Origin of the sequence: Pseudalkalibacillus salsuginis (genome assembly GCF_021646685.1) — a bacterium.
Taxonomy (GTDB): Bacteria; Bacillota; Bacilli; order Bacillales; family Fictibacillaceae; genus Pseudalkalibacillus; species Pseudalkalibacillus salsuginis.
In genome coordinates, this window is sequence record NZ_JAKJHW010000001.1 from 615804 (window position 1) to 641867 (window position 26064).

Annotated in this window: 23 protein-coding genes and 1 other annotated feature (1 of these 24 cut by a window edge); of the genes, 1 reads left to right on the top strand and 22 read right to left on the bottom strand. The window is 42.3% G+C overall.

All coding sequences use genetic code 11. The annotated features are described in order from the left end of the window. Window positions 1–61, bottom strand: a binding site (T-box leader); it reaches 159 nt to the left of the window's first position. Between the two features lie 78 nt (window positions 62–139). From ytxC to L1611_RS03230, 17 genes are all read right to left on the bottom strand, one after another. Next, window positions 140–997 (bottom strand): sporulation protein YtxC, encoded by an 858-nt coding sequence (gene ytxC / locus L1611_RS03150; RefSeq protein WP_236311614.1) that lies wholly within the window; start codon window positions 995–997, stop codon window positions 140–142. Window positions 998–1117: 120 nt separating this feature from the next. After that, entirely contained in the window at window positions 1118–2053 is a 936-nt protein-coding gene (gene dnaI / locus L1611_RS03155) for a primosomal protein DnaI (protein ID WP_236311615.1), read from the bottom strand. Between the two features lie 11 nt (window positions 2054–2064). After that, window positions 2065–3417 carry a replication initiation and membrane attachment family protein gene (locus L1611_RS03160; protein ID WP_236311617.1) on the bottom strand — a complete coding sequence of 451 codons (1353 nt, stop codon included), beginning with the start codon at window positions 3415–3417 and terminating at the stop codon, window positions 2065–2067. A gap of 120 nt (window positions 3418–3537) precedes the next feature. Then, window positions 3538–3999, bottom strand: a complete 462-nt coding sequence (nrdR, locus tag L1611_RS03165) for a transcriptional regulator NrdR (RefSeq protein ID WP_225064176.1) — start codon at window positions 3997–3999, stop codon at window positions 3538–3540. A 259-nt stretch (window positions 4000–4258) separates the two neighbouring features. Further along, window positions 4259–4642 carry an adenosylmethionine decarboxylase gene (gene speD, locus L1611_RS03170; RefSeq protein ID WP_236311618.1) on the bottom strand — a complete coding sequence of 128 codons (384 nt, stop codon included), beginning with the start codon at window positions 4640–4642 and terminating at the stop codon, window positions 4259–4261. A gap of 404 nt (window positions 4643–5046) precedes the next feature. Further along, entirely contained in the window at window positions 5047–6087 is a 1041-nt protein-coding gene (locus tag L1611_RS03175; protein WP_236311619.1) for an ArsJ-associated glyceraldehyde-3-phosphate dehydrogenase, read from the bottom strand. 236 nt (window positions 6088–6323) lie between these two features. Further along, on the bottom strand, window positions 6324–6914 hold the full coding sequence (gene coaE, locus L1611_RS03180) for a dephospho-CoA kinase (protein ID WP_236311620.1): 591 nt from the start codon (window positions 6912–6914) through the stop codon (window positions 6324–6326). Between the two features lie 10 nt (window positions 6915–6924). Continuing rightward, on the bottom strand, window positions 6925–7572 hold the full coding sequence (gene ytaF, locus L1611_RS03185) for a sporulation membrane protein YtaF (RefSeq protein WP_236311622.1): 648 nt from the start codon (window positions 7570–7572) through the stop codon (window positions 6925–6927). 84 nt (window positions 7573–7656) lie between these two features. Beyond that, the gene (mutM, locus tag L1611_RS03190; RefSeq protein ID WP_236311623.1) at window positions 7657–8481 is read right to left on the bottom strand and encodes a DNA-formamidopyrimidine glycosylase; all 825 of its coding nucleotides are present in this window, start codon (window positions 8479–8481) and stop codon (window positions 7657–7659) included. 64 nt (window positions 8482–8545) lie between these two features. Next, a complete protein-coding gene (gene polA, locus L1611_RS03195) occupies window positions 8546–11182 on the bottom strand; it encodes a DNA polymerase I (protein ID WP_236311624.1) in 2637 nt (878 codons plus the stop codon). A gap of 509 nt (window positions 11183–11691) precedes the next feature. After that, on the bottom strand, window positions 11692–13413 hold the full coding sequence (gene pnpS, locus L1611_RS03200) for a two-component system histidine kinase PnpS (protein ID WP_236311625.1): 1722 nt from the start codon (window positions 13411–13413) through the stop codon (window positions 11692–11694). Further along, on the bottom strand, window positions 13414–14121 hold the full coding sequence (locus tag L1611_RS03205) for a response regulator transcription factor (protein ID WP_236311626.1): 708 nt from the start codon (window positions 14119–14121) through the stop codon (window positions 13414–13416). It lies immediately after the preceding gene. Between the two features lie 114 nt (window positions 14122–14235). Continuing rightward, window positions 14236–14712, bottom strand: a complete 477-nt coding sequence (locus tag L1611_RS03210; RefSeq protein WP_236311627.1) for a MaoC/PaaZ C-terminal domain-containing protein — start codon at window positions 14710–14712, stop codon at window positions 14236–14238. A 383-nt stretch (window positions 14713–15095) separates the two neighbouring features. Then, the gene (gene mdh / locus L1611_RS03215) at window positions 15096–16034 is read right to left on the bottom strand and encodes a malate dehydrogenase (RefSeq protein WP_236311629.1); all 939 of its coding nucleotides are present in this window, start codon (window positions 16032–16034) and stop codon (window positions 15096–15098) included. A gap of 12 nt (window positions 16035–16046) precedes the next feature. Continuing rightward, complete coding sequence (icd, locus tag L1611_RS03220; protein WP_236311630.1) at window positions 16047–17318, bottom strand: NADP-dependent isocitrate dehydrogenase; 1272 nt, start codon at window positions 17316–17318, stop codon at window positions 16047–16049. Window positions 17319–17470: 152 nt separating this feature from the next. Next, a complete protein-coding gene (gene citZ / locus L1611_RS03225) occupies window positions 17471–18586 on the bottom strand; it encodes a citrate synthase (RefSeq protein WP_236311631.1) in 1116 nt (371 codons plus the stop codon). A gap of 231 nt (window positions 18587–18817) precedes the next feature. Further along, entirely contained in the window at window positions 18818–19279 is a 462-nt protein-coding gene (locus L1611_RS03230) for a DUF441 domain-containing protein (protein ID WP_236311632.1), read from the bottom strand. A 99-nt stretch (window positions 19280–19378) separates the two neighbouring features. On the opposite strand from L1611_RS03230, the gene ytvI reads away from it, so the two are divergent. Continuing rightward, entirely contained in the window at window positions 19379–20497 is a 1119-nt protein-coding gene (gene ytvI, locus L1611_RS03235; protein ID WP_236311633.1) for a sporulation integral membrane protein YtvI, read from the top strand. Window positions 20498–20801: 304 nt separating this feature from the next. Here ytvI and L1611_RS03240 read toward each other — a convergent pair whose 3' ends face one another. The 5 genes from L1611_RS03240 to accD all read right to left on the bottom strand — a co-directional run bounded on the left by L1611_RS03240 (window position 20802) and on the right by accD (window position 26006). Then, window positions 20802–21197 (bottom strand): FxsA family protein, encoded by a 396-nt coding sequence (locus L1611_RS03240; protein WP_236311634.1) that lies wholly within the window; start codon window positions 21195–21197, stop codon window positions 20802–20804. Between the two features lie 51 nt (window positions 21198–21248). Continuing rightward, window positions 21249–23003 (bottom strand): pyruvate kinase, encoded by a 1755-nt coding sequence (pyk, locus tag L1611_RS03245; protein WP_236311635.1) that lies wholly within the window; start codon window positions 23001–23003, stop codon window positions 21249–21251. A gap of 71 nt (window positions 23004–23074) precedes the next feature. Further along, window positions 23075–24034 (bottom strand): 6-phosphofructokinase, encoded by a 960-nt coding sequence (pfkA, locus tag L1611_RS03250; protein WP_236311637.1) that lies wholly within the window; start codon window positions 24032–24034, stop codon window positions 23075–23077. A gap of 140 nt (window positions 24035–24174) precedes the next feature. Next, on the bottom strand, window positions 24175–25152 hold the full coding sequence (accA, locus tag L1611_RS03255; RefSeq protein WP_236311638.1) for an acetyl-CoA carboxylase carboxyl transferase subunit alpha: 978 nt from the start codon (window positions 25150–25152) through the stop codon (window positions 24175–24177). Then, window positions 25152–26006, bottom strand: a complete 855-nt coding sequence (accD, locus tag L1611_RS03260; protein ID WP_236311639.1) for an acetyl-CoA carboxylase, carboxyltransferase subunit beta — start codon at window positions 26004–26006, stop codon at window positions 25152–25154. The genes accA and accD overlap by 1 nt, the downstream gene beginning before the upstream one ends. Window positions 26007–26064 lie beyond the last annotated feature (58 nt).

Genomic DNA, 26064 nt, shown 5'->3' on the forward strand with positions numbered 1-26064 from the left:
CTGATTCTCTTCTCTCTGGAAACCAGTATCCAAAGGCCCATATCCTCGTCATTACTTTGGTATTGTTAATTGTTATGTAGTATTATATGCAGTCTACCAAAGAAAATCAAGCCTGAAAATACCAAATATAAGTTTTTTGTTATCTAACTAAAAATTTACGGTTAGGAAGGATGTGGACGCGTTCTTGAAATACATTCTGAATGGTACGGTTCATCGAGTCGTCTTCAGCATCGGTATACAGATAAATTCTCTCTGGAGCGATCTCGACCAATATCTTCAATAAATCCGAAAATATGGACTGTAAATAGGCTTTTCCTTTCCCCTTTGTAAGCTGTTCGATATCTTGTTTAGTTAATTCATAATAATGTTCATTATAAATCTTGAACTGATTCCGCTCATGCTTAAGATGCACAGTTGAAAACAAAGAGACCCTTGATTTGACAAATTGCCGCAATTGGTTGATGAAATCCTGGTACTCTTGTTCGTACTTAAATTCATCGATCGCACATTCGATATACCTTGTTAATAGTTCCTGGTATGGCTTCAAGCGGAATTGCAAAAATGATTCATAGGAAAAAATCATTTCAGAATCAAAAAAGTCCTCCAATGCATCGACGATCATATCTTCTCTTGATGGGAACTTGCTGACTAATGGTATATTTTCGGAATTCCCTTCGATAAGGGATTGAGCGATGGATAAAATTTGGAGTTGTTCATCTATATCCGTAAAATAAAAATTACTTTCCAAGATTCTTATTATCCAGGCTGCTTCCCTTGTACGAATGATATGCTTCGCCAGAAAAAGTAAAATCGTCGGCCTTAACATGTCACTGACCGGATCCCGGTGATCCATATCAATTTCCAATGCGTTTTCATCTGTATATTGAATCCTTATGGGAGTCGACCGGTTGGATATGTTTTGGTTATTAAGTAGTTTATTGATTCGTTCAAACAAATAATGGCCTTCCTTTTCATCCAAAAAGTGAATCGTAACCAACCTTAATCCTCCTTGTCCACAATCATTGTTACAATATATGAACATCAAGAAAGATTATTCTAACGAAAGCTGTCAAAAGAAAAAGACTCTGTCCTGTAAGAATGACAGAGCCTGTTCTATTTATCTTTGACGTCGATTTCCCCCGCCGAGTGAAATTGGCGTTGTGAAGTGCTTGATCCGTTCCATAATACGCTTTGCCTTCAATTGTTCTATACCGCCTTTTTGGGAATAGGCGAGATGATCTTCAAGTTCCTCATAATCGTAATTTGATGTATAGCAGGTTGGCAGTTTCTCCATCATCCGATATTGTAAGATTGAACCTAATACTTCATCTCGTATCCAGCTGGACATCGTTTCAGCCCCGATATCATCAAGTACTAATACTGGTGCTTTTTTAATCACATTCAACTTTTCATCTACGGTCTGATCCCCGATAGAGGATTTCATTTCTCTAAAAAAGTCAGGTGTATAGACGAGAATTGTTTGGATGTTCTTTTTAGCCAGAGCGTTTGCAATCGCCCCCATAAGAAAGGTCTTTCCCACCCCGAATTCACCGTGTGCATAGAGGCCTTGGGCAGGGCCTTCAGGGCCAGAGACTGATTTCACAAACTCTGCAGCCTTCAGAGTCGCTTGATATCTCTCCTGGTCCTTCTTATCAAATTGATCAAAGGTGGCAGTCAGGATGTCCTTTGGGATGAAATAGCTTTTGATTAACGACTGTAAATTTTCCATCTCTTCGTTAGCCACTTTACTAGGACACCGAGTGTACGTAACATCAATGATCTGACCTTTAATGAACAACTGGGGCTCGTACCCTTTGATCATGTTTCGGCAACTTTTCAGGTCCACACATCCTTTACAATCCCTTGTTCCTTCTATAAACTCCACTAGTCTCGGAAGGCTCCTGTTGATCATATCAATCGTAACTTCTGGGTTTGCTTGATGGAACGCCTTCCAATCAGGGTGCGACAACACCTTCTTCTTCAGTTCGATTAATTCTCTTTCTACATTCGAACGCTCGGTAAAACCTTTCATCGATTCTGATATGGATTTCACGTTGTCACCCCCTATAGCCCTTTCAAATATTCTTCAAGCCATTTTTCATCCATTTCTGAAACTTTTTGTTTTTCCTTATCTGGTTTAGGTGAGTCCATCCATTTAGGAAGTTTGTCCTTTCTGACATTCTTCTGTTGGGCTGGTCTGCCTGATTTTGTTTTTTGCTGTTTAAAGGATTGATAACTTTTATGCTCCGCTTTCGCCAGTTCCATCGCTTCTCTGACTGAAGATATCTTTTTGCGTTTCCATTGGCTTGCGATCTTTTCTACATGCCCATGAATCAACTTCATATCATTAGTATTTAATACATAATCGATCAGTACATTGATGACCCCTGCTGAAAGTTTCTGATCAAACATGATGGAGTCGATCAGTTTAAGGTCAGCGCTCGCAGCACGCCCACCCTCGCTGTATTTTTCAAGTAAGGTTCGCGGTGAGATCGTCTCGAACGTCTGGATCATCAATTCTTCTGGTGATAGATGCTCCGAATTTTTTTGAGGCGGAGCATTCGTATGGCTCCGTTCACTTAATCGTGGCAAATGCCCTGGCTTTTCGATTTTATACCACCGTTGCACCTCTTGCCTTAAAGAGTAAGGTGTTAATTGCTCATCCCTGAAATAAGCCTGTTGGACGATACTGCTCATTTCAATCGGAGATATTTGATAAATGAACGCAAGTCGATGAATGGATTCACGGATGGTATCCGTCAACACCTCTGAAGGAATGATGAAACTGCTCAAGTCCCGTTCAAGCGCATTGAAATCGAAGTCATCTTCAGAAAAGTTGGGCGCACTTCCCGTAACATTTCCATTTTGGGTATTCGAGATAGCCTGATGGATTTCAGAGTCTGTTGCCGCTCTGATCTCAGATTCATGTAATGATGAGAACACATCATTAAAGCTAGCTGTAATATTATCGAATTCGTCATGTTGTTCTGTTTTCAGGACAAAACGGTTTCTTACTTCAAGATATCTTTGCTTCCCTAAACGTCCATATAAATAGACACTTAAAACATCGTCCTGGAAAAACTGCTCTGGCTTTATTATCGGTTGTAGTTCATATATGAAAATCCGGTCATCGTCAGTTCGTTTCCGATATGTTTTTAAAAGTCCGATTGCCTCAAGTTTTTTTCGCTCTTCAAAAATCTGCTGCATATTCATTTGCGTGTGGTTCATCAATGTATGATGAGAAGTCATTCCATTTAGGTTTTCACTGAAAAGAGTCATGTATAGGCTATATGCTTTCGCACCTACCAATGGTTGATATAATAGGGTAACCATCTTCAATTCTTCAGCTTGTATCCTTCCCCTGCTATATACTTGAAAGCGGTCGACAGGAAGTAGTTCTTTCCAATGGTTTTGCATTTACTTCACCTTTATCATCCCATAATTGGGTTAATCGAGCATAGTTACGTTTATTCTAAAGAAAGGATTTATACTTTCTAATGTGCAAGTGAAAAAAGAGCTTATGTATAGGTAAGCTCTTTACTCGTTCTCTCGTTTTAATAGATCTTTCAGTTCATCGATGAATACGTTGATATCCTTGAATTGCCTGTAAACGGACGCGAAACGGACATAAGCGACTTCGTCGATCTTTGCTAAATGGTCCATTACACGTTCACCAATTTCTTTACTTTGGATTTCTGAAGAGCCATCATTCCGTAATTCCTTTTCGACAGTATTTACGACCTCTTCTAAAACCTCAAGCGGAACTGGACGTTTTTCACAAGCCTTTATCAAACCACGTAACAGCTTGTCCCGGTTAAATTCTTCTCTGGTACCCTCTTTTTTTACAACGACAAGAGGAATCTCTTCAACTGTTTCAAAAGTGGTGAACCGATAATTGCATTTTTCGCACTCTCTACGTCTGCGAATCGAACGTCCACCATGAACCGGGCGAGAATCCAACACCCTGGTACCATTATTTTGACAATTTGGACAACGCATGTAACCAACCCCATATCGATAAACTTTGCTTTATATCCTGTCATATATAGTCGAATTGTAAAATTATCCTCAACTATAATGATAGTAGAAAGGTGTCCCTGTGACAAGATATTTTCAAATCAACTGAGGTCCTCGCCGTTTTTCCATTTGGCTCTGTTACAGGTTATTGTTTATTTCGGTTAGCTACAGCGCTGAAAAGTTATACTTTCTTAACGATTAAAAAAGGTGTGCAGCTGCACACCTTGTTGGTTTTTTGTGATTACAAATATGCCGAGACCTTTTTCTGGTCAACTTTAACCGGACCCATACCTCTTGGAAGTTCTACATTCTCTTTGGACGTAGCACCAAGGGCCTCTGCAATATAATCAGCAGCGACATTTGGATCAAGGTCACCGCATGTATAAACATCAATGCTTGCATAACCATGCTCTGGAAAACTGTGAATGGTTAGGTGTGATTCAGAAATGATCACAACTCCACTAACTCCATGAGGTGCAAATTTATGAAAAGCAACTTCTCTTACCTCTGCACCTGATTTAAGTGCAGCCTCTACAAAAAGTTGTTCAATATAAGGCATATTGTTCAATTTCTCAACATCACAACCCCATAACTCAGCAATCACATGACGTCCCATTGTATCCATTTGCATAGTCCCCCTTTAAAATTAATCATGCCTTCAAAAGCATGCGGAAATGGAATTTTACCACGGGGGAAAGTTAGTCCAAAGAGGTCCTAACCCTTTAAGTAGTATCCAGTTCCTGAATTGCTTATAACATGAAGTTCACGAAGAACAGTATACTGCTTTTCATCATTTTTTGCAAGTTGATTTTTCGATTTTCCACCTCCATAAAAAATACACCCTTGTACTTCCTCATTCCACAATGAAAGAAATAAAAAACATATAATCCCTTCAAGTATGGATGATCATATGTTTCCCACAAGCAATGTTAATCCGTTGGCAGCAGACTAAGCAGTCTTTTACACAATATAAAAAACGGAGTTGACCATGAAGGTCTACCCCGTTCCACTTTCTGATTATAAGGATTGTTACGCAGTTCCGGACAAGCGCTTATTGGATAACGCACCAAGTGTTTCTCCAACTTTCTCCGCAAGATCGACTACTCGGCAAGAATATCCCCATTCGTTGTCATACCAGGCAAGAACTTTAACTTTTCGATCTTCGATCACCATTGTAGACAACCCATCAATGATTGAAGAATTTTCATTTCCGTTGAAGTCGATTGAGACAAGTGGATCTTTCGTATAACCCAGGATTCCTTGCAAAGTTCCTTTAGACGCTGTTTCGAGGGCTGCATTGACAGTTTCAACCGTCGCATCACGCTTCACGTCGACAACAAGATCAACTAGAGATACATTCGGTGTCGGCACCCGAAGCGCCATCCCGTGAAGTTTACCTTCTAATTGAGGCATAACCTTCGCGATTGCTTTCGCTGCACCGGTTGATGTAGGTATGATCGATTGACCGCAAGCACGAGCACGTCTTAGGTCTTTGTGAGGATTATCGATATTCTTCTGATCATTTGTATAGGCATGAACGGTCGTCATCACACCGTTTTCGATCCCAAATTGTTCATCAATAACTTTTACTACCGGTGCGAGACAGTTTGTCGTACATGAGGCATTGGAAAGAATATGGTGCTCTTCCGGAATGTAAGCGTCATCATTTACACCCATCACGACTGTAAGATCTTCATCTTTACCTGGAGCAGTGATGATAACCTTCTTGGCACCAGCTTCTAAATGGTAAGCGGCAGTCTCTTTTGATTTGAACTTGCCTGTTGCTTCAATGACGATATCAATGCCCAAATGCCCCCATGGCAATTGTTTAGGATCCCTATTACTGAGCAACTTGATTTCTTTACCATCTACAAACAGAGAATTCTCATTCGCTTCAACCTCGAGATCGTAAGTACCATGAATGCTATCGTATTTGATAAGATGAGCTAATGTCTCAGAAGGATAACTTGCATTTATCGCAACAACATCTAATTGTTGGTTTTTCATCGCTTTACGGAATACCATCCGTCCAATTCGTCCAAATCCATTAATAGCTACTTTAGCTTTCATGTTGAAATCCCTCCACTATATAAAGTGCTATACTTTTTTCTAAAAATCTAAAATTAGTATAACATATTATATGTAAAAGGGAACACTAAATTTATCAATATAAAAAAAAGAGGCCGGTGCCTGGCCCCTAAAGTTCAAAAAATCGACAAAAACATTACACATTCTGCTATTAGTGTGTCGGTTGATCGGAATTCATTGTCTCTTTTGTCGATTAACCTGCTGGTTCTAACTCAGAATTAGAGTATGTCCCATTTCGTGAATATATGTATCAACTGTTGACGGCTCTCTTCCACCGTCCCATTGTTGTCGATGATTCCATCTGCCCATTTTGTCTTGTCGTCCAACGGTATTTGGGAGCGAATTCGGGATAGTGCATCCGCAGAGGAAGATTGATCACGTTTCATCAATCTTTCCAATTGTGTTTTTTTATCCACATAGACAAGTAATGTACGATCCACCATATGGGATAATTTACTCTCAAACAATAATGGTATATCCATGACGACGGACTCCTGTACTTCCAGCAATTCATCTTTGCGAGCAAGCATTCGTTCCCGGACAGCAGGATGGACAAAACTGTTCAACTTTAGACGCTTTTCTTCATCATTGAATATGATTGCACCTAACTTTTTGCGGTTGATGCTCCGATCTTCCTCCAAAATATCTCCGCCAAAGAATTCTACGATTTGCGCATATGCTGCTTCGCCCGGCGATACAACTTCCCGGGCGATTTTATCGGCATCAATTACAGGGATATTCAGCTCTTGAATCATAACGGAAATCGTGCTTTTCCCACTTCCAATCCCACCGGTCAAACCTACAATCATTTATAACACCTCACAGTTTGAATATACCTAACACGATCAACATGACACCTGGCAAAAAGCTGATCAACCTCATGGATGGTATGGCAGACAACACTCTTCCAAGCTTCATACCAATCACAAGGAACAGTACACTCATACCTGCTACAAATACGGCTGTCATCAGATGGGGGAAACCGAGTAGTGATGCCCCAAGTCCAGCAGCAAACGAATCTAACGATAAAGCCAGGCCGAGTAACAATGCTTCTAATCCTGTAATGGTTCCAGAACGGTCAATATCCGCGGCTGCAGGGGTACGTAAAATTTGAATGACGATACCTAACGATCGGATCTCCATGTTCCAAATATATTCCGATTCATGCTTTTTGATTGATGCCTCTTCACGTTCATCGCTGGTTTTAAAGAATTGCCATAAGACATACATCCCTAAACCGATCAGCAACATTCCACCCAACTTGCCTGCAAAAACAGGAGAAATGAATGTGCTGATGATTGTCCCTACATTCATAGCAGACAGCAACATCAAAGCTGAACATATTGCAATCAGAATAATGGAGAAGTAAGTGATTTTCATTCGTCGTACACCGTATGTTACACCGACCCCGAAGCTGTCCATGCTCACAGCAATCGTCAAAGTCAGTAAGGCTATCCATCCTGTCACTTCCACACATCCTCCTTGCTTCAAACGCTAGGATAGTATATGGATAGGGCCTATCCGACGTACGACTTTTTCATGAATTTCTCATCACTTTTGGCAGCTTGGACAAATATGTGTACCTCTCCCCCCTACAACAATACGCACGATTTCTGAGCCGCAATTGAGACAGGGTTCACCTTTCCGAGCATAAACAGCAAGCTTTTGCTGAAACATCCCCATATCTCCTTGGGAATTCACATAAGAACGAATCGTGCTTCCACCTTGATCCACGGCCTCATTCAATGTTTCGACGATGGCTTGATGCAACGCTTCTGCCTTCTTTTTCGATAACGATCTTGCTTCAGCTTCAGGGTTGAGTCCGACTTTAAAAAGGGCTTCATCCACATAAATGTTGCCGAGTCCCACTAATACCGTCTGATCCAGTAAAACAGGCTTGATTTTACGAGTCGTCTTTTGAAGCTTATTCCAGAGCTCTACTGGTTTGAAGTCCGGATCGAATGGTTCTGGGCCTAATTGGGATAAAGGTAGATGTTCCTCTTCTTTCCCGATCGGATATACATGCATCGTTCCAAACTTACGTACATCACGATAACGCAATTCAGATCCATCCCTAAAAGCGAAGATCACATGCGTATGCTTATCAGCTTCTTCACCGCCCTCAACATAAATATATCGTCCTTCCATCCGCAAATGCGAAACAAGAACTACATCATCGAGAATGATTTTCAGGAATTTTCCTCTTCTTCCGATGGAGCGGATCGTTTGGCCGATCAACAAGGATTTGAAATCTCCCAAATCATCTGGATGTTTGATGATTTTCGCCCACTTGACCGTTACATTTTCGATTTTTTTACCAAGCACTAGATTTTCCAAGGTACGTCTGACAGTTTCCACTTCAGGTAATTCTGGCATTTCTGATCTCCCTATCTCTAATACCTGCCTGCAGCAGGGGCAGACTTAGCTTCTATCCAATTTACTATTTCGCATCATACCAGGTGTCCCCATATGAATAATCGACTTTCAAAGGGACATCCAGTTGTACAGCATGCTCCATGACATCCGGTACAATCTTCTCCAGTTTTTCAAGCTCGTCTTTCGGTGCTTCGAAAATCAATTCGTCATGCACCTGCAACAGCATCCTTGTCTTCAACTTTTCTTTCTCTAATCGTTTGGCCATCTCCACCATAGCCTTTTTGATGATATCTGCTGCTGAGCCTTGTATCGGTGTATTCATGGCTGTACGTTCAGCAAAGCTTCTTAAGTTGAAATTACGGCTTGTGATTTCCGGAAGATATCTGCGACGGTTCAACATCGTCGTCACATAGCCTTCCTGTTTCGCCTGTTGGACAATATCATCCATGTACTGTTTGACGCCTGGGAAGCTTTTGAGGTACCGTTCGATAAATTGCCCAGCTTCCTTCCGGGTAATGCCAAGACTTTGCGAAAGTCCATAATCACTGATTCCATATACGATTCCGAAATTGACAGCTTTCGCTTGCCTTCTCATATCCGACGTCACTTCATCTTTTTCAACATGAAAGACATCCATTGCTGTTTTCGTATGGATATCCATTTCATTATTGAATGCATCGATCAATTTATCGTCCTGTGCGATATGAGCAAGGACTCGCAGCTCGATTTGTGAATAATCCGCGGCGAACACGACCCAATTTTTTTCTGATGGTATGAATGCCTGGCGGATCTTTCTTCCCGCCTCCAGACGGATCGGGATGTTTTGAAGGTTCGGATCGATAGAACTCAAGCGGCCAGTCTGTGCCAGCGCTTGATTGAAACGTGTATGGATTTTCTCCGTAGCACGGTTCACCACCTTCAGAAGCCCTTCTACATAAGTCGAATTGAGCTTGCCAAGCTGGCGGTAGTAAAGGATTTCCTCAACAATTTCATGCTTATCCTTCAGTTTTTCCAAAACATCAGCTGACGTTGAATATCCTGTCTTTGTCTTTTTGATGACTGGAAGCTGCATTTTTTCAAATAAGATTTCACCAAGCTGTTTAGGGGAATTGATATTGAACTCGGTTCCGGCAAGTTCGAAAATTTTCGCTTCGATCTTTTCCAATTGGTCATTCAACTCGGTGCCCATCTCCTCCAGCCGCTTCACATCGACCTGGACACCTTGCTGCTCCATTTTACCGAGGACAATGGACAGCGGCATCTCCAAATCATAGAACAACTGATCTTGTTCATTCTTTTTAAGGCTCTCTTGAAGACGAGGGACGACTTGAAGAAGCATATTCGCTTTGCGTACAATGTGTTCACTTAAAAACTTTCCTTCTGGAACTTTCTGCTTTACCCCTTTTCCATAAATCGTTTCATTGTTTGATACGCCTTTCAATCCAAACCGGCTTGCTATCGAAGCAATATCATGTGAGGAGTCAGAAGGATTCAACAAGTAAGAAGCGATAAGAGCATCAAATTTGACCCCTTTCAGGTCGATGCCTTTCCAAGCAAGCGATACAGTTGCCTGCTTTGCATCGGCTGCATACTTTTCTATCTTTTCATCTTCAAGCCATTCAATGAAGGCTTCTGACTTTAAAGCTACGTCAGTTGGAATAAAGTATTTTCCCTTTTCACTGACAATACCCATCCCTAGAATATCCCCATGATGATAGTTTTCAGCTAAGCATTCGATGACCACCGCCGCGTCTGAACCGAAATCTGCCATCGTAACCTCTTCTAAAATTTCATAATCAATCTCATCAGTCGGTGTATCCCCTTCTTCTGATTCTCCGCTGTCAACCCTATCAAGAAGTGAATTGAATCCTAACTCTTTGAACAGTTTAATGACTTTGTCAGAGATTTCATTCACAAACTCACAGCTGTCGAGCTTGACATCTACCGGGGCTTTTATTTCAATCGTAGCAAGTTTTTTGCTCATTTCAGCCTGTTCTTTGTTGTCTTCAAGCCTTTGCTTCAGCTTTTTACCAGAAACTTTATCAATTGAATCCAGCACTTCTTCAATTGTCCCAAATTCCTTCAACAGCTTGATCGCAGTCTTTTCACCGACACCTGGAACTCCAGGAATGTTGTCCGAACTGTCCCCCATAAGTCCTTTCATGTCGATGATCTGATCGGGTGTGAGGCCATAGCGTTCTTCGACAAGCTTCATGTCATATGTATCCATATCTGTTATGCCCTTTTTCGTCAATGCAACATGGACATGCTCGTCCACTAATTGGAGCAAGTCCTTATCCCCGGTGATGACTTTGACATCCCATTCCTTAGGATCTGCTTGTTTCGATAATGTACCGATGATGTCATCCGCCTCATATTGTTCCAATTCATATCTCTTGATACCGAATGCATCCAGCAATTCACGGATCAAAGGTAATTGTTCTGAAAGTTCTGGCGGTGTCTTTTGCCGTCCGCCTTTATATTCATTAAAGGTCTTGTGACGAAACGTTGTCTTTCCGGCATCAAATGCAACCAGCATATGACTTGGTGCTTCATCATCAAGCACCTTCAATAACATCGTTGTAAACCCGTACACTGCATTCGTGTAAACTCCTTTATCATTGTTCAAAAGGGGTAATGCAAAAAATGCACGGTATGCGATACTGTTCCCATCTACTAAAACGAGTTTCTTTTTGCTCATTCGATTTCCTCCTCGTTCAACACTAATTTCATTTTATCATGTTTGGATTTAGAAGGGAAAAAGGGAGTGTCAAGGGATGATTCCGTCCACTGTGCTGTCCAAACTATGTCGAGTAGATTTTAGAGTGTATCGAGTAAGTCTATGAGCGAAGTTGGAAAATACATGGCGGATGATCGAGCACGTTTGGACACAATTGTCCGACTAGTATAAATGTCTACGCCTAAAGAAAAGCGCAAACGCCCTGATTAGCCACGAAGGTCACTGGAAGTCCGACGAGGAGGCTGTTGCCGCCGCAGGAGGACTGAAGTGATCCAAGTGGTTGGGCGTTGGAGCTAGACATTCCTTCATCGATACAAATTTTATCCATTTATAACCAAAAAAAAAAGACGAGAGTCCGTAGGTACACTCTCGCCATCAATAAGGGGATCCTTTTGAAAAGGATTTTCAAATTCAGTCTAGCAAAGGTTTATGAAGCACGAATCTCATGGGTGTTAATGTTGTGTAAATTTTCAGTCTTGTCTCATTTTGAAAAAGGCTAATGTAAACGTTGTGCCAACATCCTTCTTGCTCGTCACCTTGACCTGCCCTTTATGGGCTTCTACCAAGTGCTTGACGATCGCAAGACCTAGTCCTGTTCCACCAGAGTTACGGCTCCGAGCCTTATCGACTCTGTAAAATCGTTCAAAGACACGAGGAATTTCATCTTCATTGATACCAATCCCCGTATCTTTAACTTCAAGGTAGACCTTTTCATGATCATCTTTTCCAGTAATCCATACAGTCCCGCCATTCGGAGTATAGGAAAAAGCATTGTTCAACAAATTGATCAAGATTTGTTTAAGACGCGCAGAATCACCCTCGATCCTAAGGTCCCCCTCTAACTCGACGAACACCTTGATCTGTTTCTCCTCCGCACTCGGCTCAAGCAACGTAACCGTATCATTGACGATCGTTTCCAAATTGATCGACTGCCAGTTCAATTGGAAATTGGATTGCTCCATTTTCGTGAATTCAAGCAAATCCTGTATTAGATTTTGAAGACGATCACTTTCTTTCCAGATGATCGTTAAAAACTTCTTCCGCAACTCTTTGCTTTCCATTGCTCCATCCAATAGGGTTTCAGTAAACCCTTTCAGCGACGTGACTGGGGTACGCAACTCATGGGATACATTCGCTACAAAATCTTTCCTCATTTGTTCAAGGTTCTTTAATTCCGTGATATCATGGAAAACCAGAACGATTCCTTTGATTTTATCTTTATGCCCAAGGATCGGAACGCACGTGATATGAAAATGTTTTCGGTCAATCCCGATTGACAATGTCACCTGTTTTCTGACAGTCGATTCTGTAAGGAACGCTTCATCGACCAGACCAATGACATCTTTGTTCGGAATGATTTCATGATACAGCTTATCATTCCATGCCTTCGAATCAATTCCAAAAATGGTTTTGTAGGCTCTGTTCATCAAATTGATATAACCTTTAGAATCAATCAATAATAATCCGCTGTCCATATTCTCGATAACGGTGGACATCCGTTCTTGTTCCGATTCCCTCAATTCCGTGATCTGCTCCAAATTTCGGGCAAGGATATTAAGGGAATGGTTCAGTTCACCAGTCTCTTTCAACTGATATTCATGCGTCCTGGCTTTGAAATTACCACGAGCCAGTTCTTTCGCCACCCGCATTGCATCATCGACAGGCTTTGCAAGCTTACCAGTCAATCGGAAGGTGACAGCGATCAACAGAGCATAGCTAACCAGGATGGTCAATAAGATCGGAATCCAATAACGACGTACTTCATTCGTCAACTTGCGCTTCTCAGTGGAAATGACCAGGTAATCAGAAGATGGCTGTCCAGGTGAAAGGGTCAAAACAAAATCAACCCTGTCATCCCTCTCGACTCTCTCTACGTGATCAGATGGACTGAATAGATCTTGATTGGTGAAAGGAGGCTTCTCAAATGTCGTTGCCGAAACCTCTCCCTCCTTTGTTATGTAAGAAATCTCTCCATCAATGTATTCCTTATACCAAGTCAATGCGGACTGCAGCTGTTCTGTTTCAGGATCGACAGCACGAGAAACAAGTTCAAGCTGGGTGACATAGGACTCAAACTGCTCTCGCTCCATTGCTCCTATTGAGAGATTAGCAATCGCAAAACTTAGCAATAAGAAAATACCGCTTGTAAAAATGATGAAAGAATTTAAGATCCTTCCGCGAAAATTAACCATTTATTGAGGCCCATCCAATTTATACCCTAACCCGCGAATTGTTTTAATATAAATTGGCTTCCTTGTGTTATGCTCTATCTTTTCCCGCAAATGGCTGATATGCACATCGACAATCCTCGTATCCCCGACAAAATCATAATCCCAGATCGCATTCAGCAATTGTTCACGGGAAAGGACTCTTCCACGGTTTTTGACCAGATAGACGAGAAGTTCAAACTCTTTTGGTGTAAGTTCAAGCGGCTCTCCCTCAAAAAAGGCTTCATAATTGTCAGGAAACACCTTCAATTCCCCGACTTTCATAGACTCAAGATCATCCCGGTTTTGGTTTTGAGAAGAAACGTATTGACTTCTTCTTAAAATCGCTTTAACCCGAGCTACAACTTCACGAGGACTGAATGGCTTGGTCAAGTAATCATCAGCCCCAAGCTCCAAACCTAAAACCTTGTCGAACTCATCATCTTTAGCAGTTAACATAAGAATAGGAATAAGATGCTGTGATTGACGGAGATTCTTACAGACATCCAATCCATCCATTTCGGGCAGCATTAAGTCCAATACGATCAAATCAGGGTGTTCTTCACGAGCTAGCTCAAGTCCGGTAACACCATCCATAGCCGTGATCACTTCGAAACCTGCTTGTTCAAGGTTGAATTGTAATAAGGTATTGATTGACTCCTCATCTTCAATTACTAGTATTTTCTCTTTCATCTTAAGCTCCACCTCATATTGGACATAATTTTGATTTTATTTTTACACATTAGAGCCGAAAAAAAAACAAAAAAGACGAAAACGTCTCTTTTGTTACCGAATTTTTACACTGGCTTAAAAATTATCGAAGGTTCTAGATGTGATCGAGCGTGGTGCATAAGGCGGACATACTTCGAGTTCTCCGTCGATGACGAGAGTTTCGTCCTCATCATAACCTTTGACTATGACTGTCACAAGATGTTTCTCCGAATCTACATTCGTGATTTCGAATTTGAGTACAATCGTTGCATAATGGTAGACAGGCTTCGGAAATGAAATCGTCTGTTTTAAAATTGAACTTCCCGGACCTGGAAGGTATTTACTCACAGCAGAAGTTATGAAACCGGTCAGCATGATCTGCGGGACGACTGGTTTTTTAAACGGTGTCAGTGAAGCATAATCATGTTGGATATATAGCGGATTATTGTCATCCGTCAAACCTAGATAGAGGAGAAGATCTTTATCATGAATTGTTTCCGTGATTTCTAGTTTTTCCCCAACGTTCATTTCATCAATTTTTCTTCCAAGCTTGCGTTTTTTACCTAGTAGCATGTCAGTTCCCTCCTCGTGAAGTAAGCGTTTACACCATTTTAAAAAAGGAAATGCCAGATGAATAGAAACATTCTGACATTGTGGTGTAAGAAATGCGCAAACGCCCTGATCAGCCACGAAGGAGGACTGAAATGATCCAAGTGGCTGGGCGCTGAGCTGGACATTGCTTCATTGCAACAAAATATTTATGCTTTCTTATCGTGTATAGAATACTTGGTAAAGCCAAGCCTAGGCGAAGGCTGAGCCTTAGTTACACTTATACTTAGTTCGTAAACTTTTCTGCTACGTCGGTTAGCTACATCGCTGAAAAGTTATACTTTCTTAAGGTGTAAAGAAAAAATTCGAGAAAGATTCCCGAATTCCTCCTTTTCAGTGTTCCATTATTAAGCTAAAACATTCATGACGGTACGGACTGAGTCTGCCGATTTATCCAATTCAGCTTTCTCATCTTCTGTAAGGTCAAGCTCGATAATTTCTTCCAAGCCATTCCCGCCGAGGATAGTCGGTACACCTAAGCAGATTCCATCGTATCCATACTCACCTTCAAGATAAGCGATGGCAGGAAGTACACGTCGTTGGTCTTTGAGGATCGCTTCAATCATTTCAACAAGAGAGGCAGCAGGTGCATAATAGGCACTGCCGTTACCTAATAATTGTACGATTTCCCCTCCACCCTTACGTGTACGCTCGATGATTGCATTCAAACGCTCCTTGCTGATCAACTTGTCTAATGGGATTCCTCCGGCATTGGAGTAACGGATCAATGGAACCATATCGTCTCCATGTCCACCAAGGACGAATCCACGGATATCTTTTACTGAAAGGTTGAGTTCTTCCGCAACGAAAGTACAGAAACGAGCAGTGTCAAGAATGCCAGACTGACCGATCACTCGGTGTTTAGGGAAACCAGATTCTTTAAGCACTGTGTAAGTCATAGCATCAACCGGATTCGTCAATACGATGATCGTACAATCAGGAGAATATTTTACAATCTTCTGCGTTACACTCTTCATGATCTTAGCATTCGTATTGACCAGATCATCACGGCTCATACCTGGCTTGCGGGCAATACCTGCAGTAATTACGACAATGTCAGAACCGGCAGTATCTTCATAATTTGCAGTCCCTGTAATCTTCGCGTCGAACCCTTGAACAGGGCTTGCTTCAAGCATATCAAGCGCTTTACCCTTCGTAGGGTTTTCCATGTCGGGAATATCTACAAGGACAACATCACCAAGTTCTTTTTGACCAGTGATGAATGCTGTAGTGGCTCCAGTAAAGCCGCCGCCGATTACGGAAATTTTATTACGTCTGTTTGCCATGTCCATCTCCCCTTACGCCATATTTTTGATAAGTTCATTACCGAACTCAGAAGTCTTCACTTCAGTAGCGCCTTCCATAAGACGTGCGAAGTCGTATGTGACGACTTTGCTTGCAATCGTCTTCTCCATTGATTTCATAACTAATTCGGCTGCTTCAGTCCATCCGATATGTTCTAATAATAAAACACCTGAAAGGATGACTGAAGATGGATTCACTTTATCTAACCCAGCATATTTTGGAGCTGTTCCATGTGTCGCTTCAAAGATTGCATGTCCGGTTTCATAGTTGATGTTTGCTCCTGGTGCAATACCGATTCCACCTACTTGGGCAGCAAGGGCATCAGACACATAGTCACCGTTCAAGTTCATAGTTGCTACAACATCAAATTCTGCAGGGCGTGTAAGGATTTGTTGAAGGAAAATATCCGCAATCGCATCCTTGATGATGATCTTGCCAGCAGCTTCAGCATCAGCTTGTGCCTTGTTTGCAGCTTCTTTACCATCTGCCTCTACAATACGGTCATATTCAGCCCATGTGAACACTTTATCTCCAAATTCCTGTTCGGCTACTTCATAACCCCAGTTCTTGAATGCTCCTTCCGTAAACTTCATGATGTTTCCTTTATGGACAAGTGTTACGCTCTTGCGTCCTTCATTCAATGCATATTGGATTGCAGCACGCACAAGACGTTTCGTCCCTTCTTCTGATACCGGTTTAATCCCGATTCCAGATGTTTCAGGGAAACGGATTTTATTTGCACCCATTTCCTCTTGAAGGAATTTGATGACTTTCTTGACTTCATCCGTCCCTTTGGCAAATTCGATTCCAGCATAGATATCCTCAGTGTTCTCACGGAAAATAACCATGTCAGTATCTTCTGGTTTTTTAAGTGGTGATGGAACTCCAGTGAAATAACGAACCGGACGCAAGCAAGTGAAAAGATCCAATTCTTGGCGTAATGCTACGTTCAATGAGCGGATACCGCCACCAATAGGAGTTGTCAATGGTCCTTTGATCGCGAGTATGTATTCACGAATCATATCAAGAGTTTCGTCAGGGAGCCATTCACCAGTTTGGTCAAAAGCTTTCTGTCCTGCAAGGACTTCCGTCCAAACAATTTCTTTTTCTCCGTTATATGCTTTTTCAACTGCTGCTTCCAATACTTTAGACGCTGCAGCCCAAATGTCCGGTCCAATACCGTCTCCTTCGATGAAAGGAATGATCGGCTTGTCCGGTACATTCAGTACCCCATTATCTACTGTAATACGTTCTCCGTTTGACAAGTTAATTACCTCCTGCTAAGAAATCTAATTTTTCATTTATTATCGTAACAAAAACACTTGGAAATGACTCATAAAAGGTATCTGATGAAGTTGGACTTCCCATGCTCAATCTCATCCGACACTTTTGAAGTGAGCCGATACGTTCATTCCAATCAGCGGTTTTCGATCGGAACATACTTTTGCTTTGATGGTCCTGTGTACTCAGCACGCGGACGAATTAGACGGTTATTTTCATATTGTTCTAGGATGTGTGCAAGCCAGCCGGAAACCCTGCTCATTGCAAAAATCGGTGTAAAAAGATCATGTTTTAGACCCAGGCTGTGATAGACGGATGCTGAATAGAAATCGACATTAGGTAGTAAGCCCTTTTCATTTTTCATCAATTCATCAAGTTTCACAGACATATCGTACCATTTTGATTCACCCGTGATGTCCGTCAATTGTTTAGACATTTCACGAAGGTGTTTTGCCCGAGGATCTCCATCCTTATAGACGCGGTGTCCAAATCCCATTATTTTTTCCTTGCGTTCAAGCGCTTTTTTCAAATAGGATTCTACATTTTCCGGGTCACCGATTTCCGTAAGCATCTTCATGACCCTTTCATTGGCTCCGCCGTGAAGAGGTCCTTTCAATGCACCGATTGCAGCTGTTACACCTGAATATACATCGGATAGTGTTGCCACACAAACACGGGCTGTAAATGTAGAAGCGTTTAGCTCATGATCCGCATGAAGTACTAATGCTTTATTGACCGCTTTTTCGGAAATCTCATCAGGCTCTTTTCCGTTAAGCATGTACAAAAAGTTTGCAGCATAGCTAAGTTTTGAATTCGGCTGGATGACTTCCTGCCCATCACGTAAGCGGGATAATGCAGCGACGATGGATGAAAGCTTCGCTTGAAGGCGGATCGCCTTCGTGAAATTCGCATCTTCACTCATTTCATCAGCTTCGCTGTCATATAATCCTAACGCTGATACTGCAGTTCTCACCGCGGCCATTGGGTGGATTTCATCAAGCGGAAAGCTTTTCATCATATCCAATACTTGTTCTGGCAAAGCATAGTGCTTGGATAACTCAGCATTGAAGTCATCCAGTTCCTTTCGGTTAGGCAACTTACCATACCAAAGCAGGTAAACAACCTCTTCAAAACTTGCATAATCTGCAAGATCATCAATATTGTAGCCGCGGTAAGTCAACACACCGTCGATGATGGAACTTACCGAAGATGTAGTGGCTACAATGCCTTCTAAACCTCTAGTTGTGGTCATGGCCTTCTCTCCTTTTAATAGATTGAAATCTCTGTTCTCTTAATACAATAAAGCCTGCGCCCAAAAAGTGACGAACTTCTTGTATCAAAGGAAAATGTTTACTCCATAGTAAACACATTAATCAAGGAAGGATAAAACGCATACATATCAATTATAAACAAGTTTCTAAACTTTGTGAATGCATACGACTCGAAAACCTTAATCTATCAATGAAATTCTCTTGTAGGTTGGTCATGATATAAGATGTACAACTTTCATGACCAAGTATGCAATCCCTGCTCCTATCAATGGACCAACTGCTATTCCATTGAATAAACTTACTGCTAAAATTGTACCGAAAACAAGTGCTGTTGTGATATGTGGATCTTCAGCGAGAAGTTTGATCCCACTTGAGGCTATCAAAGCAACAGCTATACCTGATCCAAGGGCGATCCATGCATAGGATGATTTCAAAGCCTCTCCCAATTGCCTGAACCCGATATCCCCAGTGGCGATCGGGACCAGAACAGCAATCGTAATAATGGTGACCCCCCATTCAATTCCCTTTTTTTGAAAGGTAGGAAAGACTTTATCACCAAGACCTACCCATTTAATCACGAGCAAAAACACGACAGCGATCAATAATGACTTGTTCTTTGCCCAAAGAGCAATTCCCAATAAAATCAATAGAAATAAGGATGCCTGGTTGAACATTCTTTCCTTCCTTTCTAATTAACATTGAATCTTCATGCTATGAATTGTAAAATAATACTATTCCACAGGGTGGAGACCCCTGCGAAAGGATCGAGGCCGTTGAATCTTCATTATGTATACAGCTTTCTAAGATTTCTATTCATCATTGCAATCATTATCTTCTCTTGCTATGCCTTATTGCTTACTGCAAAGGTTACATATCCATTCATCATCGCATTTTTCTTAGCCTTGATGATTAATCCGCTCGTAAACCTTCTAGAACGGAAAGGAAAGATGCCAAGGGGCATTGCTGTCATGATCGTTTTGATTTTACTGCTCGCGTTGATTGCAGGATTTTTGACTTTGTTGATTAGTGAGATGATATCCGGATTTGGCTATTTGGCAGAAGTTATTCCGCAGCATACGCAGACACTCGTTCATTTTGGGCAAGCCTATTTCACCCAGCAGGTTTTACCGGTCTATTATGACCTGCTTGCAATGTTCAAAAACCTGGACCCGTCCCAGCGTGATACAGTCATTGCCAATATTCAATCGATTGGTGAAAATATAACTGAAAACGTCAAGGGATTTGTACAATCTGTATTAATCGGATTACAGAACTTTTTACTTAGCTTGCCTAATGTCGTCACCGTTATGATTTTTTCTTTACTTGCAACGTTTTTCATCAGTAAGGATTGGTATCGTTTCAAAGGATGGTTGGAGAAAAAGACCCCTGAACGGACTGTCGAGAGCGGGCGCAGCGTCTATATTGAGCTTCGTAAAGCGCTTGTAGGCTTCATAAAAGCGCAATTGACACTCATTTCGATTACTGCAGCGATTGTCCTGGTCGGACTTCTGATTTTACGGGTAGACTACGCAATCACCATAGCTATCCTGATCGGTATAGTCGACCTCCTGCCTTATCTTGGCACTGGTGCCGTATTCGTTCCCTGGATCATTTACTCGTTCGTCATGGAAGAATTTACGCTTACAATCGGATTATCGATCTTATACGGGGTCGTCATTATACAGCGCCAAATCATGGAACCTAAAATCCTATCATCCAGTATCGGTTTGGACCCACTTGCTACATTAATCTCTTTATTCGTGGGTTTCAAGTTATTCGGTTTCCTTGGCCTGATCATCGGGCCTGTTACCCTCGTTGTCATTCGTGCATTGAGCCAAGCGAATGTCTTCGAAGATCTCTGGCATTTTATTATCGGTAAAAAAGCAGCATGATATAAAAAAAGATTTAGGCTCATTTCAGCTCCATTTTTCTGAACCGAAGAAAAGCGCAAGCGCCCTGGCTAACCATGAAGGTCACTGGAAGTCCGGCAAGGAGGCTCGAACCAAACCAAGTTCGGTTCTGCGTGGGTAAACCCTTCGACCTAAATCAATGTGGGGCCGCCGCAGGGGGACTGAAGTGATCCAAGTGGTTAGGCGTTGGAGCTAGACATCATATCGCCGCAACCAAAATTGTATACTTTCTTATCCTTTGTAATTAAAACTGGACTGACTTTTAGTGTCAGTCCAGTTTTTTTAGTTAACGACGTATTGTGAATGTGAATTGTCCTGATTCGATCTTCTTTTTTATGAATCGCCTCATCCAGATTTTCACAAAAGTCCGGGTATAAGGGATCAGCAGCAAGAAACCTACTGTATCGGTAATGAAACCTGGTGTCAACAACAATGTACCGCCTACCAGGATACAGATCCCATCTAAGAGGACGTCACTCGGTATTTGGGCATTTTGCAATTGGATCTGGACCAATCTCAGCGCTTGTATACCTTCTTTTTTTGCCAACCATGCACCTATGATCCCTGTCATGATAATCAAAAGAATTGTGAAAGGTACGCCGATTGTATTACCAGACCAAATCAATATGCCAATTTCCATGGCAGGTATGATGATAAGCAATAATAAGAGAATTCGAAACATAGGACTCGCTCCTTAGGACGGGGTTACTACAATTATAGCCGAAAAAGTGTCTTATAGCACACTTGTCTTACCGCTATAAACAACACCACGCGAACCATCAACAGTAATATCTTGACCATCCTGCAAAATTTCCGTAGCATTCTCAACCCCGACTATGACCGGAATCCCGAGACTCAAACCAACCACTGCTGCATGGCTTGTCAACCCACCTTCTTCTGTAATGACCGCCGAGGCTTTTTTCAAAGCTGGCATCATTTCCCGATCTGTGCCAATGGTAACAAGAATATCTCCTTCATTCATTTTTGCAATTGCGTCCTCGGCATTGTTTGCCACAACCACTTTTCCAGCAACCGAACTTTGACCGATCCCTTGACCCTTGGCAATCACATCCCCGACAACGTGGACCTTCATAAGATTAGTAGTACCTGTTTCACCAACTGGTACCCCTGCAGTGATAAGGACGAGGTTTCCATGCTTGACAATACCGGACTTAAGGGAAGCATCTACAGCGATTTCCAACAGTTCATCCGTCGATCGTGCTTGCTCACTAAGCTGAGGTGTCACACCCCATACGAGGGACATCCTTCTGCAAACCACTTCAGAACTTGTTACCGCAATGATGGCCGCCTCTGGCCGGTATTTTGAAATCATCCGTGCAGTATGACCACTTTCAGTTGGTGCGATGATCGCAGATATATTCAAATTATATGCTGTATGAGATACAGATTGGCTGATTGCGTCCGTCACTGTCAGCCTACTTGATTTGCTTCTGGAATGAAGGATATCTGCATGGTTCATTGCCGTTTCTGCCTTCAGGGCAATCTTGTGCATCGTTTGGACTGCCTCAACTGGATACAGCCCTGCTGCCGTTTCTCCTGAAAGCATAATTGCGTCTGTCCCATCAAAAATCGCATTTGCTACATCACTTGCTTCAGCACGCGTAGGGCGCGGATTACGCTGCATTGAATCTAGCATTTGGGTTGCTGTAATAACCGGTTTCCCTTTGTCATTACACTTACGGATCAACTCTTTTTGGACAAGGGGGACATCCTCAGCTGGGATTTCAACACCAAGATCTCCACGGGCAACCATCAATCCATCTGAAACTGCGAGGATTTCGTTGATATTATCAACGCCTTCCTGATTTTCGATTTTCGGAATGATTTGGATATGTTCTGCATTATGACGTTCCAGGATTTCACGGATTTCTAAAACATCCGATGCCCTGCGTACAAAAGAAGCGGCGATGAAATCGACGCCTTGACGAATACCAAACTCGATATCACGTGCATCTTTGTCTGTAATACCCGGGAGGTTGACGGACACGTTCGGGACGTTCACCCCTTTTTTGTTTTTCAATGTTCCACTATTCAATACACGTGTATACAGCTGTTTATCCTCTACTTTTATCACTTCCAGCTCAAAAAGGCCATCATCGAGCAGGATTTTCGAACCAACCTTGACATCGTCCACTAGTCTAGGATAAGTGACAGAAATCTTGGTCTCGTCCCCTATTACTTCTTCCATGGATACGATCAGGTCTTGTCCAGCCTTCAATTCGACCTCACCATTTTTTAAAGTTCCGGTACGGATTTCCGGCCCCTTCGTATCAAGGAGAATCGCGACCGTCTTGCCTGTTTTTTCTGCTGCTTGCCGGATGTTCGAGATCCTGGCACCGTGCTCGTCAGAATCTCCATGTGAAAAATTCAGTCTTGCAACATTCATCCCTGCATCAATCAATGATGTCAATGTTTCCACAGTTTCACTTGCTGGTCCTATTGTACAAACAATCTTGGTATTTCTCATTATGTTCCTCCTTGAAAATCACTCTTTTAAAAATGCATAGGGAGAACCATAACCCTCCCATCAAAGCATCTCTATATCGACAGCTCTTGAGAGAGCTTGTACATCTCGTTATCGATTTTGTGTGGTTGAGACAGGACCTCATTTATGTCATGCGCAACGATTTTGTTATTTTGAATCCCGACTGCCTTACCAGCTTCTCCGGCGATGAGCATTTGGACCGCTCTTGCTCCTAGTCGGCTAGCTAACACGCGATCAAATGCAGTAGGAGAACCACCACGTTGGATATGGCCCAGAACGGTGACCCTTGTCTCATAATTGGTAGATTCTTTAATTTGGTTGGCGATATCGACACCGCTGCCGACTCCTTCTGCAACGACGATGATACTATGCTTTTTCCCTCGTTCATGGCCGCGGCGTAATCGGTCAGTAATCTCTTCCATTTTAAAGTCTTCCTCAGGAATCAGGATTGATTCAGCTCCACCAGCCAATCCAGACCAAAGGGCGATATCGCCGGCGTTCCTTCCCATTACTTCGATCACGTAGGTTCTTTCGTGTGAAGTGGCTGTATCTCGGATCTTGTCGATTGCATCAATCACCGTATTTAAGGCAGTATCGAATCCGATTGTATAATCAGTTCCAGAAATATCATTATCAATTGTCCCTGGTAAAGTGATTGTCGGGAACCCATTTTCCGTCAGTTTTTGGGCACCTCGATAAGAGCCGTCACCACCGATGACGACCAGTCCATTAATACCGAATTTCTTCAGCTGTTCAACTCCCTTCATTTGTCCCTCGTTTGTTTTGAACTCTTCGCATCGGGCTGAATACAACATCGTTCCGCCCCTATGGATGATATCACCTACAGAGCCGAGCTCCATTTTTTCGATATTTCCTTGGATGAGACCTGCATACCCATGATAAATTCCGTACACCTCTATTTCTTGATATATAGCTTCACGTACGACAGCTCTAACAGCTGCATTCATACCTGGGCTGTCTCCCCCACTTGTCAATACTCCAATCCGCTTCATATCTTTCACCTCGACCATAGTTATGTTAGTTGTGTTCTTAAAATATCATGTTCCAAAATGGAAGACAATAGACAAAATCCAACAGAAAAAGGGACTGTCCCAAAACAATAGTGTCAGACACTTATGAGACAGCCCTTTCTTTATTTCACACCAATGGAATCGTTTTCAAAGGTGTATTGTCCGATTTTTTTGTATTTTTCATACCGATGCGCTACGAGTTCATCCCTGGTCATCTTCGAGAGCTCGTCTAATGATGATTTGAGGACAGTTTCAATAAGAGAGGCTTGCTTAGGAAGATCGCGATGAGCCCCGCCTTCTACCTCTGGTACCATTTGATCGATGATGCCCATATCGAGCAAATCAGGGGCCGTGATCTTCATCGTGTCGGCTGCTCTTTTAGCTTGTGTTGAATCCTTCCACAATAATGCTGCAGCACCCTCAGGTGAAATCACCGAATACCATGAGTTTTCCAGCATGTGAACATGGTTCCCTACACCAATTGCAAGAGCTCCGCCACTAGCACCTTCACCGATGACAATACATATGACCGGTACCGTCAAACCTGCCATTTCCACAAGATTGCGAGCAATCGCTTCACTTTGCCCTCGTTCTTCAGCTGACATACCAGGATAGGCACCCTTTGTATCAAGAAGACATACGATTGGTCTGTTGAATTTCTCAGCCTGTTTCATTAAACGTAAAGCTTTTCTATATCCCTCTGGATGAGGCATGCCAAAATTCCTGCGCAGGTTTTCCTTCGTATCCTTACCTCGCTGATGACCGATCACAGTCACTGGTTTACCATGGAATTTCGCTATTCCGCCAACAATCGCTTCATCATCCCCATAAAGACGGTCGCCATGGAGCTCTAGGAAATCGGTGAAGAGAGTGGTGATATAATCCAAGGTTGTCGGTCTTTCAGGATGACGAGCCAATTGGACACGGTCCCATGGGGTCATATTGCCGTAAATTTCTTTTTCCACTTTCTCAAGCCTCTCCTCCAACCGTTCAAGTTCGTCACTAAGATCGATCCCTTTATCATCCATAAATTTTTTGAGTTCAGCAATTTTATTGCGTAGTTCCTTAGCAGGACGTTCAAACTCTAAATCTCCTACCATCACTCTTCACCTCCTTGGTGAATATCCAATACAGTCGATAGTGTCGACTTCATTTTCGACCGATGAACCACAGCATCCAACTGGCCGTGCTTCAACAAAAATTCCGCTGTCTGGAAATCCTCCGGCAGCTCTTGCCGTATCGTCTGTTCAATGATCCGGCGCCCAGCAAACCCGATCAATGCCTGCGGTTCAGCAAAATTATAATCTCCTATCGAAGCAAAGCTTGCTGAAACTCCCCCTGTTGTAGGATGAGTCATCACAGAAATAAACAACAAACCTTCTTCATGGTGACGTTTCAATGCAACACTTGTTTTTGCCATTTGCATCAGACTGAGAACACCTTCTTGCATTCTAGCTCCACCAGATGCAGTAAAAATGATGAAGGGCTTTCGTTCTTCCGTTGCAACTTCTATTGCCCGCGTAATTTTTTCACCGACAACAGAACCCATGCTTCCCATTCTGAAGTGTGCGTCCATCACGGCGAAAACGATCGAATGCCCATTAATATCGCCACTTCCAGTCACAACAGCTTCATTGATTCCTGTCTTTTTCCGATCTTTCTCTATTGTTTCCAGGTAATTTGGAAAGTTCAGGGGGTTTTCAGTCTGCATTCCTTTGTTGGTTTCGTTAAACGTACCCTGATCAATGATAAGGTTGATGCGCTCTTGTGCAGTCATGCGGAAATGGTGATCACAAGAAATACACACTTTATTAGCCTTATTCAGTTCCTTTGTGGTCATGATTGACTTACATACCGGGCATTTTGTCATCAATCCTTCAGGAACATCCTGCTTAACTCGATCAGAAGGTATCGTCGCATATTTTCTTTTCTTGGCAAACAAGTCTTTTAACAAGTTGTTGCACCTCCATAAACACTAAATAACAAGCACAAGCGCCACGCTCAGTGACAAC

Coding starts and splice junctions, on each gene's coding strand:
- L1611_RS03210 (WP_236311627.1), bottom strand. CDS start 14,712: ATGCTACTAGGTAAAAAACGCAAGCTTGGAAGAAAAATTGATGAAATG.
- pfkA (WP_236311637.1), bottom strand. CDS start 24,034: ATGAAGCGGATTGGAGTATTGACAAGTGGGGGAGACAGCCCAGGTATG.
- L1611_RS03175 (WP_236311619.1), bottom strand. CDS start 6,087: ATGAAAGCTAAAGTAGCTATTAATGGATTTGGACGAATTGGACGGATG.
- L1611_RS03230 (WP_236311632.1), bottom strand. CDS start 19,279: ATGTTCAACCAGGCATCCTTATTTCTATTGATTTTATTGGGAATTGCT.
- accA (WP_236311638.1), bottom strand. CDS start 25,152: ATGGTAGGAGATTTAGAGTTTGAACGTCCTGCTAAGGAACTACGCAAT.
- speD (WP_236311618.1), bottom strand. CDS start 4,642: ATGGATACAATGGGACGTCATGTGATTGCTGAGTTATGGGGTTGTGAT.
- pyk (WP_236311635.1), bottom strand. CDS start 23,003: ATGAGAAATACCAAGATTGTTTGTACAATAGGACCAGCAAGTGAAACT.
- mdh (WP_236311629.1), bottom strand. CDS start 16,034: ATGGCAAACAGACGTAATAAAATTTCCGTAATCGGCGGCGGCTTTACT.
- L1611_RS03240 (WP_236311634.1), bottom strand. CDS start 21,197: ATGTTTCGAATTCTCTTATTATTGCTTATCATCATACCTGCCATGGAA.
- L1611_RS03160 (WP_236311617.1), bottom strand. CDS start 3,417: ATGCAAAACCATTGGAAAGAACTACTTCCTGTCGACCGCTTTCAAGTA.
- coaE (WP_236311620.1), bottom strand. CDS start 6,914: ATGATTGTAGGTTTGACCGGTGGGATTGGAAGTGGGAAAAGCACGATT.
- nrdR (WP_225064176.1), bottom strand. CDS start 3,999: ATGCGTTGTCCAAATTGTCAAAATAATGGTACCAGGGTGTTGGATTCT.
- L1611_RS03205 (WP_236311626.1), bottom strand. CDS start 14,121: ATGAAAGAGAAAATACTAGTAATTGAAGATGAGGAGTCAATCAATACC.
- citZ (WP_236311631.1), bottom strand. CDS start 18,586: ATGACCACAACTAGAGGTTTAGAAGGCATTGTAGCCACTACATCTTCG.
- pnpS (WP_236311625.1), bottom strand. CDS start 13,413: ATGGTTAATTTTCGCGGAAGGATCTTAAATTCTTTCATCATTTTTACA.
- polA (WP_236311624.1), bottom strand. CDS start 11,182: ATGAGCAAAAAGAAACTCGTTTTAGTAGATGGGAACAGTATCGCATAC.
- mutM (WP_236311623.1), bottom strand. CDS start 8,481: ATGCCAGAATTACCTGAAGTGGAAACTGTCAGACGTACCTTGGAAAAT.